The 14,377-nt window shown below is 74.5% G+C and carries 14 protein-coding genes; 9 read left to right on the forward strand and 5 right to left on the reverse strand.

What is annotated here, in order from left to right; translation table 11 throughout:
* Positions 1 to 16 precede the first annotated feature (16 nt).
* On the reverse strand, positions 17 to 1,513 hold the full coding sequence (locus HCN51_RS48890; RefSeq protein ID WP_168019139.1) for a PhoX family protein: 1,497 nt from the start codon (positions 1,511 to 1,513) through the stop codon (positions 17 to 19).
* 145 nt (positions 1,514 to 1,658) lie between these two features.
* Positions 1,659 to 2,306 carry a hypothetical protein gene (locus HCN51_RS48895; protein ID WP_168019141.1) on the reverse strand — a complete coding sequence of 216 codons (648 nt, stop codon included), beginning with the start codon at positions 2,304 to 2,306 and terminating at the stop codon, positions 1,659 to 1,661.
* A 166-nt stretch (positions 2,307 to 2,472) separates the two neighbouring features.
* On the opposite strand from HCN51_RS48895, the gene HCN51_RS48900 reads away from it, so the two are divergent.
* Positions 2,473 to 3,759, forward strand: coding sequence for a sensor histidine kinase (locus HCN51_RS48900; protein WP_168019143.1), 1,287 nt, complete (start codon positions 2,473 to 2,475; stop codon positions 3,757 to 3,759).
* Entirely contained in the window at positions 3,756 to 4,469 is a 714-nt protein-coding gene (locus HCN51_RS48905) for a response regulator (protein ID WP_168019145.1), read from the forward strand. Before HCN51_RS48900 ends, HCN51_RS48905 begins: the two co-directional genes overlap by 4 nt.
* Positions 4,470 to 4,482: 13 nt before the next feature.
* Here HCN51_RS48905 and HCN51_RS62740 read toward each other — a convergent pair whose 3' ends face one another.
* Positions 4,483 to 5,223: a GNAT family N-acetyltransferase gene (locus HCN51_RS62740; protein ID WP_168019147.1), complete on the reverse strand. Its 741-nt coding sequence runs from the start codon at positions 5,221 to 5,223 to the stop codon at positions 4,483 to 4,485.
* 114 nt (positions 5,224 to 5,337) lie between these two features.
* On the opposite strand from HCN51_RS62740, the gene HCN51_RS48915 reads away from it, so the two are divergent.
* The 6 genes from HCN51_RS48915 (at position 5,338) to HCN51_RS48940 (ending at position 10,576) form a co-directional block, all read left to right on the forward strand.
* The gene (locus HCN51_RS48915; protein ID WP_168019149.1) at positions 5,338 to 6,063 is read left to right on the forward strand and encodes a class I SAM-dependent methyltransferase; all 726 of its coding nucleotides are present in this window, start codon (positions 5,338 to 5,340) and stop codon (positions 6,061 to 6,063) included.
* Positions 6,064 to 6,155: 92 nt separating this feature from the next.
* Complete coding sequence (locus HCN51_RS48920; RefSeq protein WP_080036764.1) at positions 6,156 to 6,695, forward strand: dihydrofolate reductase family protein; 540 nt, start codon at positions 6,156 to 6,158, stop codon at positions 6,693 to 6,695.
* A 55-nt stretch (positions 6,696 to 6,750) separates the two neighbouring features.
* Positions 6,751 to 7,110, forward strand: coding sequence for a hypothetical protein (locus HCN51_RS48925; protein ID WP_168019151.1), 360 nt, complete (start codon positions 6,751 to 6,753; stop codon positions 7,108 to 7,110).
* Between the two features lie 41 nt (positions 7,111 to 7,151).
* Positions 7,152 to 9,398: a protein translocase subunit SecD gene (secD, locus tag HCN51_RS48930; protein WP_168019153.1), complete on the forward strand. Its 2,247-nt coding sequence runs from the start codon at positions 7,152 to 7,154 to the stop codon at positions 9,396 to 9,398.
* A gap of 91 nt (positions 9,399 to 9,489) precedes the next feature.
* The gene (locus HCN51_RS48935) at positions 9,490 to 9,876 is read left to right on the forward strand and encodes a VOC family protein (protein WP_168019155.1); all 387 of its coding nucleotides are present in this window, start codon (positions 9,490 to 9,492) and stop codon (positions 9,874 to 9,876) included.
* Between the two features lie 13 nt (positions 9,877 to 9,889).
* Complete coding sequence (locus HCN51_RS48940; RefSeq protein ID WP_168019157.1) at positions 9,890 to 10,576, forward strand: response regulator transcription factor; 687 nt, start codon at positions 9,890 to 9,892, stop codon at positions 10,574 to 10,576.
* A gap of 9 nt (positions 10,577 to 10,585) precedes the next feature.
* On the opposite strand, the gene HCN51_RS48945 is transcribed toward HCN51_RS48940, so the two are convergent.
* Positions 10,586 to 11,362 carry an FHA domain-containing protein gene (locus HCN51_RS48945; protein WP_168019159.1) on the reverse strand — a complete coding sequence of 259 codons (777 nt, stop codon included), beginning with the start codon at positions 11,360 to 11,362 and terminating at the stop codon, positions 10,586 to 10,588.
* A gap of 116 nt (positions 11,363 to 11,478) precedes the next feature.
* On the opposite strand from HCN51_RS48945, the gene HCN51_RS48950 reads away from it, so the two are divergent.
* Positions 11,479 to 11,883, forward strand: coding sequence for a hypothetical protein (locus HCN51_RS48950; protein WP_168019161.1), 405 nt, complete (start codon positions 11,479 to 11,481; stop codon positions 11,881 to 11,883).
* On the opposite strand, the gene HCN51_RS48955 is transcribed toward HCN51_RS48950, so the two are convergent.
* The gene (locus tag HCN51_RS48955) at positions 11,869 to 14,166 is read right to left on the reverse strand and encodes a SpoIIE family protein phosphatase (protein WP_346434074.1); all 2,298 of its coding nucleotides are present in this window, start codon (positions 14,164 to 14,166) and stop codon (positions 11,869 to 11,871) included. The genes HCN51_RS48950 and HCN51_RS48955 overlap by 15 nt on opposite strands.
* Positions 14,167 to 14,377 lie beyond the last annotated feature (211 nt).

Consider the following 14,377-nt stretch of genomic DNA (forward strand, 5'->3'; position numbering starts at 1 on the left):
GCCCTTCCAGGGCTCGTCAGAGCGGGCCGCGGTGCCAGGGGCCGCGGATCGCGTACGTGCGGCCCGGCGGGTCCAGCGAGACGGAGTCGCCGAAGTTGTTGACGAACAGGACCGAGCCGTCCGGGCTGAAGCACGCCCCGGCGAACTCGCACTCGTCGGCGATGTTGACCGCGAACTCGAACGGCTGCCCCCTGCGCGGGTCGAGCCCGATCAGCCGGTTCACGTTGGTCAGGCCGGGGGCCAGCGGGTGCGGGTCGGCGTCGGCGGAACTGGCATCGTCCTCGCAGAGCACGATGCCGCCGCGCGGCGTGAACGTCAGGTTGTCGGGCGAGTCGAGCTCCTTGCGGCCGGGCGACTCGTAGACCAGCACGAGCGTGCCGCCGTCGCGGCGGCCGGGGACGTACTGCCAGACCTGGCCGTAACCCTCCAGGTAGCCGTCGGCGTTCGGCGGGTCGCCGTTCTTGGCGTCGCCGCCGCTGGTGGAGTTGAAGAAGACGCTGCCGTCGCCGTACCAGCAGCCTTCGAGGCGGTTGAACTTGGCGCCGCCCTTGGCCAGGCCCTGCCCGGTGCAGGTGGTGGCGCCGTTCTCGAGGTCGGGGTCGGGGTCGTCGATGCGGACCCATTCGACGGGCAGGCGGGCGCCCATGGTCTGGCCCTCGCGGCAGTCGTAGCCGTCCACCCCCCTGATCTTGAGCATCTCCAGCACGCCGCCCTTCGCCAGGTCGCGCGGGTCGCTGGGGCGGAAGCGGTAGAAGCCGTCGGGCGTGCCCGACTGGTCCTCGGTCTCGTAGACGTATCCCGTGCGCGGGTCCACCGCGACCGCCTCGTGCGAGAAGCGGCCCATCGCCGTCAGCGGCTGGGAGGGGGCGGGATTGCCGGGCGCGGGGCCGTCGAGCGGCACCGCGAAGATGTAGCCGTGTTTGCGCTGCCAGCCCTGCGCCGGGCCGGCGGTCGTCTCCTCGCAGGTCAGCCAGCCGCGGTCGTGCAGCATGCGGCCGCCCGCGCAGTTGACGATCGTGCCGTTGAGGCTGACAAAGTGCCGCAGCACCGCGCCGCCGCGCAGGTCGACCTCCAGCGTGGTGGTGCCGCCGACGCCCAGCTCGTCGTAGCGCCGCGAGCCTTCGACGTACACGCGGCCGACGGGGGAGCCGGGGGTGGTGCGCACCTCGTGGTTGCGGATGAGGCGGACGGTGTGGCGGCGGGTGCCCGGGAAGGCGGCCATGCCGTCGTGGGCGATGGGAGTGGCGACGCCGTCCGTCATGGGCATGCCGCTCTTGCTCAGCACGACGTACGAGAAGCCCGCCGGGAGGGCGAGGTACTCCTCGCCGGTGTTCCTGGCGGGCATGCGGCGCAGGGGGCCGTAGCCGCTCTCGCGCGGGTCGGCGGCGGGGCGGCCCGCGCCCGCCCAGGCGGCGTGCGCGGTCAGGGTCTCGATGGCCAGGCCGCTGGCCAGCACCCCGCCGGTGGTGGCCAGGCCGCGGCCGAGGAAGGAACGACGGTCGAGCTCGGTCATGGTGCTCCCCTCGGGACAAGGGCATAGACCGGGGGTCCATGTGAAGCGTTCGATGAACGAGTGCTGTCGTCAGCGTAAACGGCGTATTGCGCGCCGAGAGGACCCATTTATGCCGTTCGTCCGGGAATCGGGGGGCCTGAGCCCGTCATGACCGCAGCCTGGACAGCGGCACGAGCACCATGAGCAGGGAGATCGCCCCGGCCGCGAACGCGGCCGCCACTGCCACGAACATCGGCGGCAGGAAGAACGCCCCGACCGCGCAGCAGCCGCCCACCGCCACCAGGCCGTGCCCGCCGAGCCGGCGCGCCTGCTCCACGCCAGGGACGAACCGCAGCGGGTCCAGCAGCGGGCGTGCCCGGCTCAGCCCCGCGATCAGCAGCCCGAACGCCACGGCGACGGTCACCTCCAGCGGGAAGGCGTGACCGGCGGTCCGCAGCAGCACGCCGCCGTGGACGACGGCGAAGAACGGCGGCAGCACCACCAGGAACAGATCGGCCGACCGGCGCCGGGGCACGAGCGCCGCGGGCACCAGGCGGCGCAGCCGGTCGGCGACCAGGGCGCGGCCGACCATGAGCGTGCCGAGCAGCACCAGCGTCAGCGGAACCGCGGCCACCAGCACGATCCTCGGCACCTGGCTGCCCATCCGTCCGGGCCGGGGCTCCCGCGTCGTCACCAGCTCCGGCAGCGAGTCGTAGACCGCGAAGGAGATCGCGACCGTCGCGGCCAGGCTCAGCGCCGTCACCACGACCCCCGCCCACGGCACGCCACCCGCTCGCCGCTCCGTCACCGCCATGACCGCCTCCTCTCCTCGCCTCGCCGACTACCGTGCTGTGAGCGTAGATCGCGAAGGTCGGGACGGATATCCGGCGCGGGTCATGTCATGTCATGTCCCGCCATGACCGGCGTCACATGACTTTTGGCACCCTGCCAGGCGGGCGGTGGATGGTTATGCTCCGCATATGCGGCAGGCGCGATCGTTCCGGGACCTGAACGGCTGGGTGCGCTTCACGGACGACCGGCCGCCCCTGGTGTTCAGCGTGTTCTTCTGGGCGGCGGCCACGATCGCCGCGACGATCTACGGGTTCTCCTTCACCTCCATCGAACGCGCCGAGCTGTGGAGCTGGCCGCTGTTCGCCGTGCTCTTCTACGCCGGCGCCGCCGCCCTGCTGCCCGCGGCCGTGCTGTGGCGGTTCCTGCCCTGGCAGCCGGGGGCCTCGCCGGGCCGCAAGGCGGTGACGGTGGCGTTCCTGGCCCTGACGCTGCCGCTCATGCTGTCAGGAGGGGTCGCGGGCCTGCTGATCGTCGGCCTGGCGGTCAGCAACGCGCTGCTCGTGCTCGGGCTGCGCGGCGCGCTGGCCTACACCGGCATCGCCGGCCTGCTCGGCTTCGTGATCGGCGCGCTCAACCCCGTCCAGACCCTGTTCGAAGCCGCCATGAACGGCCTGATCATGATCTTCCTCTGCCTGGTGCTGCTGCTGGGCGCGGTCGCCATGTTCGACTCCAGCCGGCGCGCCGAGGAGACCCGCCGCCTGCTCGCCGACCTCGAACAGGCCCACGCCGAGCTGGCCGGGTACGCGGCCCGCTCCCGCGAGCTGGCCATCGCCGAGGAGCGCGCCAGGATCGCCCGCGACATGCACGACTCCGTGGGCCACTACCTGACCGTCATCAACGTCGGCCTGCAGAACGCCCAGCGCTACCGCACCGCCCGCCCCGAGGCCGCCTGGGACGAGGTGCGCCAGGCCCAGGCGCTCACCCTGGAGGCGCTGAACGACACCCGCCGCTGGGTGCGCGCGCTCAAACCCCTGCGCATGGACGGCCGCACCGGCCCCGACGCGCTGCGGGCCCTGGCCGAGTCGTTCGGCTCGGCCGAGACGGGCGTCGCCTTCACCGTCACCGGCACCTGGCCCGACGTGGACGAGGGCCGCGAGCTGGTCTGCTACCGCGTCGTCCAGGAAGGGCTTACCAACGCGGTGCGCCACTCGGGCGCGCGGCACGTCGAGGTCGCCCTCGACTGCACGGCCGAACGCGTCGAGGTGACGGTCTCCGACGACGGCACCGGCGCCGCGCCCGGCACGACGGCGAACGGCTTCGGCCTGCGCGGGCTGCGCGACCGCCTGCGCGGCGTGGGCGGCGAGCTGGACGTGATCGACGGGGCCGGGCAGGGCTTCACCCTGCGCGCCACGGTGCCGGTCGTAGGGCCGGTCGGAGGGCCGGTCGCGGGGCCGGTGCTGGGACGGGCCGGATGAGGCCGGGCGACGGCGCGCAGCCGATCCGGGTGATGCTGGTGGACGACCAGATCCTCATGCGGGAGGGCCTGCGCAAGCTCCTGGAGATCGAGCCGGGCATCGAGATCGCCGCCACCGCCGGCGGCGGCCAGGAGGCGCTGGCCTGGCTCGCCGGGGCCGTGGCCGGCGAGCGGCCGCAGGTCGTGCTCGTCGACGCCCGCATGCCCGGCATGGACGGCGTGGAGCTGGTGGCCCGGCTGCGCGCCGAGTTCCCCGGGCTGGCGCCGGTCATCCTGACCACGTTCGACGACGAGGACTACATCTTCGGCGGCCTGCGCGCCGGCGCGAAGGGCTACCTGCTGAAGGACACCCCGCCGGACGAGCTGGTCGCCGCGATCCGCCGGGCCGCGCGCGGCGAGACCGTGCTCGGCGGGGCGGCCAGCGAGCGGCTCGTCGCCCTGCTGCGCGCCGCGCCCGCCCCCTCGGCCGCCCCCTCGATCGCACGGCCCCTCCAGGAGCCGCCGGGCGGGCTGTCGGAACGCGAGTACGAGATCGCGCTGCTCATCGGCGCCGGGGCGGCCAACCGGGAGATCGCGCGGCGGCTGCACATCACGGAGGGCACGGCCAAGAACCACATTTCGAGCTGCCTGCGCAAGCTCGGCCTGCGCGACCGCACGCAGCTCGCGGTCTGGGTGTCGAGGCACGCCCCGCCCGGGAACGGCGCCACCTAGCAGGGGCGGTGGGTCAGGGGAGCGAGATGTGCAGGGCCTCGCCCACCCGGCGGTACCCGGTGCGGGCGTACACGCGCGCCGCCGCGTCGTCGGCCGGGGTGAGGAACGGCGTGCCGACCCCGGCCCCGGCCCCCTCGCGGGTCAGCAGCGCGGTGACCGCGCCCGCGATGCCGCGCCGCCGGTACGCCGGCGCCACCGCGATGCCGGCCACCTCGGCCACCCCTTCGTGCGGCCGGCCGAGCTGCCCGCCGCCCACGACCTGGCCGGAGACGGAGGCGGCGGCCACCAGCCCGCCGCCGTCCAGGACGTTGCGCAGCCGCGCCACGTCGTGCTCGGTGGCCTCCGGCGCGCCGAACGCCTCGTTCATCACCCGCGCCACCGCCCACAGGCCGGGGTCGTCGCTCACGAGCCGCACCCGCACGTCAGGCGGGACGGGCACGTCCACCACCTCGGCGGGCGGGCACACGAGCAGCGGGTAACGCCCCTCGGGGACGAACCCGGCGGCCAGCAGGGCGGCCTCCACCTCCGGCGAGGTCTGCGGCACGTACTCCAGCCGGGGCACCCGCGCCCGCTCCCGGAAGGCCGCCACCAGCGCCGCGACGTCGCCCGGTGTGGGCGAGGCGCCGTCGTCGGGCACCGCGTAGTTGAACGGGCGGGCGTCGTCGTGCGCGTCGAACCTGATGAGGAACGGCCCGGACCGCACCGCGCCGGGCCCGGCCGCCGCCCTGAGGTAGGCGTGGACGGCGGCGCTCACCGGGCCGCGCCCGGCGCGGCGGAACGGGTGGTGAGGCGGGCGTGGGTGATCGTGAAGAGCATCGAACGAGGATAGCCGCCCTTCGTGTCCGCGAAATCCCTTTATCGTGGCCGCATGGCTGACGCGATCTTCGAGCATCCACGGCTGGCCGCCGTGTACGACCCCCTGGACCCCGACCGGAGCGACCTCGACGTCTACGCCGCCATCGCCGAGGAGCTGGGCGCCCACCGCGTCCTCGACGTCGGCTGCGGCACGGGCACGTTCGCGCTGCTGCTGGCCGGCCGGGGCATCGAGGTGACGGGCGTGGACCCGGCCGGGGCGTCGCTCGACGTGGCCAGGGCCAAGCCGGGCGCCGAGCGGGTGCGCTGGATCCACGGCTACGCCACCGACGTGCCGCCGCTGGCCGCCGACCTCGCCACGATCACGGGCAACGCCGCCCAGGCCATCGTCGAGCCGGACGACTGGCGGGCCACGCTGGCGGCCGTGCGCGCGGCGCTGCGGCCCGGCGGGCACCTGGTGTTCGAGACCCGCGACCCGGCCAGGCGGGCGTGGCTCGGCTGGACCAAGGAGCAGACCCACCAGGTCACCGACGTCCCGGGCGTGGGCAGGGTCGAGCAGTGGCACGACGTGACCGACGTCAGCGGGCCGCTGGTGACCTTCCGGACGACCGTCGTCTTCGCCTCCGACGGCGAGGTGCTGACCTCGCACTCCACGCTGCGCTTCCGCGAGCGCGCCGAGGTCGAGGCGGACCTGGAGGCGAGCGGCTACGTCGTGCGCGAGGTCAGGGACGCCCCCGACCGGCCCGGCAAGGAGTTCGTGTTCCTCGCGGAGCGACCGTAGGGAAGGCGCCGTAAGAATATCGGCAGGATTCGGTAAGCGGCCGTCGCCATGCTCTACCCATCGACCACGAGGAACGACCTGAGGAGCACACGATGAGGAAGCTCGTCGAATCCACCTTCGTCACGCTGGACGGCGTCATCAGCGACCCGCACGTCTGGGGCCCGCCGTACTGGGACGCCGAGCACAACGCCTACTCGGCGAAGCTGCTGTTCGGCGCCGACGCGCTGCTGCTGGGCCGCGAGACGTACGAGGGCTTCGCCGAGGCGTGGGGCGCCCGCTCCGGCGACGAGTACACCGACCGGATCAACGGCCTGCCCAAGTACGTCGCCTCCACCACGCTGAAGGAGGCCACCGCGTGGAACGGCAACCTGATCGAGGGCGACGTGGCCACCGCCGTGGCGGAGCTGAAGCGGCAGCCGGGGCAGAGCATCCTCAAGTACGGCAGCGGCGTGCTCGACCGCACGCTGATCGAGCACAAGCTGATCGACGAGCTGCACCTGTGGATGTTCCCGGTGGTGGCCGGCGGCGGCGACCGGCTGCTCGACGGCCTCGACCTCACCCACTTCGAGCTGCTGGACTCGACCCGCTTCACGTCGGGCATCATCGTCCTGACCTACGGGCTCAAGTCGTAGGGGCGCGCCCGGCCACGGCCCGCTAGGGTGGGTGGTCGGTCAGGGGAGGGGTGACATGCGCGCGAGGCTGCCCGCCGTCCTGCTCCTCCTCCTGTCGTGGTTCCTGCCCGCCACCGCCCACGCGCAGGCCGCCCAGCAGGCGGCCGCCGTGCACGCCGCGGTCTGGCGGGCCGAGCAGCAGCAGTCGGGGGCGCGGCAGCTCCCGTACCCGGGCCCCGACCTGCGCGCCTGGCACGGGCAGACGGGCGCGGCGGGCACCGGGGGCACGGGAGGCACGGCCGCGGCGCTCGCGGCCGAGCCGTCCGGCGCACGCCCGGCGTGGGCCGTCGTCGTCCCTCCGGCCTCCCTCGACGTCCCGCAGGCCCGCCGGCCCCGGGCGTCGGGCGCGCGGGCCCCTCCCTCCACAGGGCACTGAAGATCCCTTTTTCCTGATCTTGCAAGCCTGTGGAGGCTTCCATGTTCCGTGCGCCGTTCTGGCGTGCGGTGACGGCGGCTGCCGTCATCGTGATCTCCTTGATCGTCACTCTCGCCGCCGCGCCCCGCCTGGGCCTGGACCTGCGCGGCGGCACCCAGCTCGTCTTCGAGGCGAGGAGCACCCCCACCGTCCGGGCCGACGCCGCCGCCACCGACCGCGCGCTCAACGTGCTGCGGCAGCGGGCCGACGCGCTCGGCGTCGTCGATCCCACCCTGGTCCGCTCCGGCGAGCGGCGCATCATCGTCGAGCTGCCGGGCGTGCTCGACCCGAGGCAGGCCGCCGAGGTGATCGGCCGCACCGCGCAGCTCGCCTTCCACCCCGTGCTCGGCGCCGCCGAGCCCGGCGACAAGACGGCGATACCCGACGAGAGCGGCGTGCCGCTCAAGCTCGGGCCCGCCGCCATCACCGGCGACGGGGTGAGCGACGCCACCGAGCAGAGCGACCCCCAGCGCGGCCCCGGCTGGTGGGTCAGCCTCGACTTCCGCGAGCAGGAGCCGTGGCGGCGGCTCACCGGAGAAGCGGCCTGCAAGCCGCAGGGCGACCCGGCGCGCCGCATCGCCATCGTGCTCGACCGGGAGATCATCTCCTCGCCGCCGCTCGACCCGTCCATCCCGTGCCGCACCGGCATCCCCGGCGGCAGCGCCGAGATCACCGGCTCCTTCACCCACGAGGAGGCGCGCGACCTGGCCGTGCTCATCAAGGGCGGCGCGCTGCCCGTCCCGCTCGACCTGGTCGAGCAGCGCACGGTCGGCCCGACGCTCGGTGCCGCCGCCATCGAGGCCAGCGCCCAGGCCGCGATCGCCGGGCTGGTCCTGACCGCCGCGTTCATCGTGGCCGTCTACCGCCTGGCGGGGCTGCTGTCCGTGGCCGCCCTGCTCTGCTACGGGCTCATCTCGTACGCGGCGCTGGTCGCGATGGGCGCCACGTTCACGCTGCCGGGCCTGGCCGGGTTCGTGCTGGCCATCGGCATGGCCATCGACGCGAACGTGCTCGTCTTCGAGCGGGCCAGGGAGGAGTACCAGCAGGCGCCCGGCCGCGGGCTGCGCAGGGCGCTCGACCGGGGCTTCAGGAACGCCTGGAGCGCCATCGCCGACTCCAACGTGACCACCCTGATCGCCGCCGGGCTACTGTTCTGGCTGGCGTCCGGCCCGGTCAAGGGGTTCGGCGTGACGCTGGCCGTCGGGGTGCTGGCCTCGCTCGTGTCGGCCATGCTCATCACCCGCGTGCTCACCCAGGCCGTGATGGGCCGCGTCGGGCCGCGCCTGTCCGGGCTCGGCTCGGCCGGCTCCGTCCGTACGTGGCTGACGCGCAGGAACCCGCGGCTCATGCGGCGCCCGAAGCTGTGGCTGGCGATCGCGGGCGGGCTGGCGGCGCTGGCCGTCGCCGGGCTCGTGGCGCGCGGGCTGAACTTCGGCGTCGAGTTCACCGGCGGCCGGCTCGTCGAGTTCGCCACCAGCAAGCCCATCCCGGCCGAGGCGGCGGGGGAGGCGGTCGCGCGGGCCGGGTTCCCCGCGGCCGTGGTGCAGGCGGGCGACGACGGCGTGTCGGTCCGCGCCGCACGGCTCGGCCTCGACGAGGTGGCCAGGATCGAGCAGGCGCTGGAGGCCCACGGCGGCGAGGTGACCAAGCGCAGCGAGGAGTTCATCGGCCCCAGCCTGGGCGAGGAGCTGCGCCGCAACGCGCTCGTCGCGCTCGGCGTGGCCGTGGCCCTGCAGCTCGCCTACCTGGCGGTCAGGTTCCGCTGGACGTTCGGCACGGCGGCCGTGCTGGCACTGCTGGTGGACGTGACCGTGGTGGCGGGCCTGTTCGCCTGGCTGGGCAAGCCGATCGACGGCGTGTTCCTGGCCGCCATGCTGACCGTCGTCGGGTACTCGGTCAACGACAAGGTGGTGGTGTTCGACCGGGTCAGGGAGCTGTGGGCGGCCCGCCGCCGCGAGCCGCTGGCGCTGGCGGTGAACGGCGCCGTCCTGCAGACCATGCCGCGCACCGTGAACACCGGGCTCGGCGCGCTGTTCATCCTGCTCGCGCTCATGGCCTTCGGCGGCGACTCGCTGCGGGACTTCGCGATCGCGCTGGTGACCGGGATCGTGACGGGCACGCTGTCGTCCGCGTTCGTGGCCGGCCCGGCGGCGATCCTGCTCGGCCGCTTCGACCGCCGCCCGGCCCCCGAGCCGGCCAAGCCCCGCCGGCCCGCGAGGGAACCGAGGGGCTCGGGCGCCGTGGTGTGACGCGGGCCCCGCCGGGGGCGGGTGATCTCCCGGATCCCGGGCTTTCCCGATCCGGGGGCTTCCCCGGCCCGGCGCGGGGAACAGGTTCGGCATGGAGGTGCTGAGCAGTCGCGTGCTGTTGCGTCCCCGTGACCCCACGCGCAGCCGCCGTTTCTACGCCGACACCCTCGGGCTGGCCGTCTACCGCGAGTTCGGCCCGCCCGAGCATCCCGGCGTGGTCTTCTTCCTGGGCCAGGGCTTCCTGGAGCTGTCCGGGTCCTCGGAGGAGGCGGGCGGGCCGGGCATGCGGCTCTGGCTGCAGGTGCGCGACGTGGCGCAGGAGGAGAAGCGGCTGCGCGAGGCGGGCGTCACCGTGCTGCGCGAGGCCCGCGAGGAGCCGTGGGGGCTGATCGAGGCGTGGATCGCCGACCCCGACGGCCACCGCATCGTCCTGGTCGAGGTCCCGGCCGGCCACCCCCTGCGCCGCGACCCCCGCTGACCGGAGCCCGCCCATGACCGCTTACCGCATCCTCGCCGTGGACGACGACTGGGCGATCCTGCGGGCGCTGTGGCGAGGCCTGCGGCTGGAGGGCTTCGCCGTGGACACCGTCGACGCGGGGCCGCTCGCGCTCGACCGCGTGGACAAGGCCCCGCCCGACGCGATCGTCCTCGACGTCACGCTGCCCGGCATGTCGGGCGTCGAGGTGTGCGCGCGGATCAGGGCGGCGGGCACGCGGATGCCCGTCCTGACGCTGGCGGAGCGGGACGACGTGGAGGGCCGGGCGGCCGCGCTCGCGGCGGGCGCCGACGACTGCGTGCTCAAACCGTTCGACCTGTACGAGCTGGCCCGGCGCCTGCGCGCACTCCTGCGCCACGTCGCGCCCCATGCCGCCGCCCGCACCGCGGTCACGGTCGGCCCGCTCACCGTCGACCCGGCCACCCGGAGGGTCACCCTCGGCGGCGCGGAGGTCGAGGTGACGCGGCGCGAGTTCGACCTGCTGGAGGTGCTGGCCCGCAACGCCGGCATCCCCATGTCCCGCACGCTGCTCCTGGAACGCGTCTGGGGGTACGACTTCGAGATCGGCACCGGCCCGCTCGACCCGCTCGCGGGCTCCCTGCGCCGCAAGCTGGAGGCGTCCGGCCACCCGCGCATGCTGCACACCGTGCGCGGGGCGGGCTTCATGCTGCGCGAGCCGTGACGCGACCCGTCATCCCACGGGCCCGCCGGGGTCGTCCTCCAGCAGGTCGAGGTCCGGGGGCACCAGCGTCGTCGACTCCACCAGGCCGCGCAGCAGGTTGTGCAGGAGGTTGTCCGACGGGCCGCCCGCCGCCTTGTCGTGGGTCAGCGGGTACGGGAAACCGGCCGCGTCCAGGCGGCGGCGCACGGCCTCGATCCGGTTCTCGATCCTGCGCTCCCGCCAGTCGCCGTCCGGCCGCAAGCAGGCGAGCTCTTCGGCCGCCTGCCGGTACGACAGGGGGCGCGGCCCCTCCTCGTAGAGCAGGTACCGCCGGCCCAGCACCACCAGCAGCAGCCGCTCGTCGTCGTCCAGCGGCCACCTGCGCGGCGGCTGGGTCTCCGCCCGCCGGCGCGGCGCCCGATCCGCGTCATGGCCCGTGACGTACAGCTCCACCAGGTGCTCGCGGAAGCCGGACCCGCGCACGAACACCGGCGTGTACCCCGGCGTCAGCGGGATCGCCTCCGTCGTCGCGTGCATCAGCCGGCCCCGGGGGAGGCGCAGGAGCTGCCGGCCGGTGTTGCGCAGCCACCAGCGGTGCTCGCGGTAGGTCAGCTCGCCGTGGCGGCGGCTCACCCACAGGTCGTCCTCGCCGACGCACAGGTCCACATCGGGCCGCTCGCCCCGGCCGAACCGCACGGTCAGGCCGGGCCTCGGCGGCATCGCCACGCCGCCGTTGACGCTGCGGGCGTGCAGCGTGCCCGGCGCGGCGGGCGCGACGCCGCGCGCGAGGCTCCCCGGGACGTCCATCGCTCTCCTCCCTCTCCTGGGACTTCCGTACCCAAGCTTGCCCGCTCCTTCCCGGGACCGGTCCCGGCGCGGCCGTCGCACACTGGATCCCCCGCACATGGAGAGCAAGGAGGATCATGTCCCGCACGATCAGGAGCGCCGCCCTGGCGGTGGCCGCCGCCCTCGCCATCGTCCCCGCCGTCACCCCGGCGGCCACCGCAGCCGACACCGCAGCCGGCACCGCAGCCGGCACCGCAGCCGGCACCGCAGCCGCCAAGCCGAACCTGCGCGCCTGCTACGACGGCAGGTGCAACCTCACCCTCACCAAAAGCGTCTCGTTCCGGGTCAGCCCCCGGTTCGGCATCACCCGGCTGGCCATCTCCTTCAACTCCTCCACCGTCCACGTGAAGGGCACCGCGCGGGGCGCGATGTCCCAGGTGTTCCTCAGCGAGGGCGCGACGGGCTCGGTCAACAACATCGGCGTGCGCGTGGTGTCGCTCTCCTCCGGCAAGGCGGTGCTGCGGCTGTCAGCCCGCCGCTGAGCCGGACGTGGCCCGCAGGAGCAGCACGGCGATGTCGTCCGTGCGCCGCTCCAGCGTGGCCGGCTCGATCAGCGTCTCCGCCAGGTCGTGCAGCGGCCGGCCGGCGGCGGGACGGAAGCGGCGGGCCAGGGCGGCGATGGCGTCGCCCAGGTCGAGGCCCGGCTCCTCGATGAGGCCGTCGGTGTAGAGGGCCAGGACGTCGCCGGGCTCGATGGCCAGCTCCGTGGTGGCGTACTCGGCGCGGGGGTCGATGCCGAGCAGCAGGCCGGGGGAGGTGTCGACGACCCGCGCCGGGGCGCCGGGCCGGCCCAGCACCGGCGGCAGGTGCCCGGCGCCGGCCAGGCGCGCGGTGTGCCGGCGCAGGTCGAGGCCGACGTACAGGCAGCTGGTGAAGCGGTCGGGCGCCAGCTCGACGAGCAGCCGGTTGGTGTGCGCCAGCACGTCGCCGGGGCTGCCGCCGGCCGAGGCGTGCGCGCGGATGGCGGTGCGCACCTGCCCCATGAGCGCGGCGGCGGTCACGTCGTGCCCCTGCACGTCGCCGATGACGGCCGCGGCCATGGTGTCGCTGAGGCGGATCAGGTCGTAGAAGTCGCCGCCGATGTCCATGCCGGGGGTGGCGGGCACGTACCGGGCGGCCACGTCGAGGCCCGGGATGTGCGGAAGCGTGTGCGGCAGCAGGCTGGACTGCAGGCACTGGGCGAGCTGGTGCTTGACGTCGTAGAGCCGGGCCCGCTCGAAGGCCTGCGCGATCAGGCCGGTGAGCGCGGTGAGCGTGGCCCGCTCGTCGGTGCTGAACCGGTGGGGCCGGTCATAGGCCAGGATGCACGTTCCGATGGGCTGCCCCGACGTGACCAGCGGCAGGAACGCCCAGGCGGACATGCCGTCGGAGCGGATCGCGTCGGGGTAGGTGGCGCGCAACTGGTCCCACGTCGAGAAGAACGCCGGCTTGGCGGCGTCGAACGGCCGGTCCTCGGGGGCGACCGGGATGACGGGGCGGCCGTCGAACTCGTCCACCGCCTGCCGGCTGTAGCCGCGCGAGGCGGCCACGCGCAGCCGCCCGCCCTTGGCGGTGAGGATGGCCAGCGCCTGCACGTTGTAGACCGGCATGACGTGGTCGGCGACCAGGTCGAGCACCTCCTGCGCGGTCACCGCGCGGGCGAGCGCGGTGGCGAGGTTCAGGATCTCGTGCACCGCGATGACGCGCAGCGTCCGGTCCCCGCCGACGACGGGATCGAGCGTGACCTCCCCGGACGGCACCCCGCCGGTCGAGGTCCCGGTCGCGGCGCTGGACGCGACGCCGGGCGTGATGCGCAGGGTGATGCCGGACAGACCCGGATACAGCCAGAACGTCAGCCGCCGCCCCGCCGGGCTGCGGCTGACGAAGTGGGTGATCTGCAGGCTGATGATGGCCGCGCGGTAGCGGTCCTCATACGAGGGGTCGGCCAGCCAGGGCAGCACCTCCCACAGCCGCCGGCCGAGCAGCGCGGACGGCGCCACGCCGAGCAGGTCGGCGGCCGGGGCGCTGACCAGCGTCGCCCGGCCCTCGACGTCCAGCACGCAGTACCCCTCGGGCAGCCGGTTGAGGCATTCCAGGGCGACGAGGCCGGCTCGGCCGTCGGCGGCGTGTGCGGTGCGCGGGCCGAGCAGGCGCGGTCGCGGCCCGGCCTTGACCGGCCGTCCCCGCCGGGCGCCGTCGCGGACGAGGTCGCCGATGGCGGTGCGGGTCCGGTCGATGACGTCGTACTGGCGATTGGTCAGCCCGGACACGTGCCCGGCCGGCCACAGCAGCAGGAACCCGCCCCGCACCTCGCCGCCGGAGCAGCGGATCGGCGACAGGGCGGCGGCGAACGGGTACGGCAGGGCGAGCGCCGCCGCGGGGAACTCGCGGGCCAGGTGCTCGCGCCCGCTGACCCAGATGAGCCGCCGCTCGCGCACGGCGACGGCGATCGGCACGGGGTCCTTCGTCCTGACCCTGGCCCAGGCGCGGGCGATCGGCGCGGGCAGGCCGACCTCGGAGACCATCTGCAGCACCTGGCCGCTGTCGTCGAGCAGGTAGACGGCGCCGATGTGCGCGCCGGTGCTGACGACGGCGTCGATCAGCAGCTCGTCGAGGCGGGCCGCGCCGTCGGCCGGCTCGTCCGGGTGGCGGCGCGAGCCGTCCGCCGGCTCGTCCGGGTGGCGGCACGTGCCGTCCGCCGGCCCGTCCGGGCGGGACGCGCCGCTCGCCGGCTCGTCCTGGTGGGACGGGCCGTTCGCTGCCGTCGGGGCGTCGTCCGTCGGCACCGCGTCAGCGGGCTCCGCTCACGCGCGGTGAGCCCGCAACCCCATCGAAACCCCCCATACGGGCAGGTTACACGCAGACCTGTAGGGATTTGGTTACGTTCCGCCCATGGAGTGACAGGTCGGCGACGCCGGTTTCCGTGACCCGTGAACCTCCCCGGCCGCTGGCCCGACTGTGCTGGGTGATAAGCCCGACCACGGAAAGAGGATCGCC

Origin of the sequence: Nonomuraea composti, assembly GCF_012034275.1 — a bacterium.
Lineage (GTDB): Bacteria > Actinomycetota > Actinomycetes > Streptosporangiales > Streptosporangiaceae > Nonomuraea > Nonomuraea composti.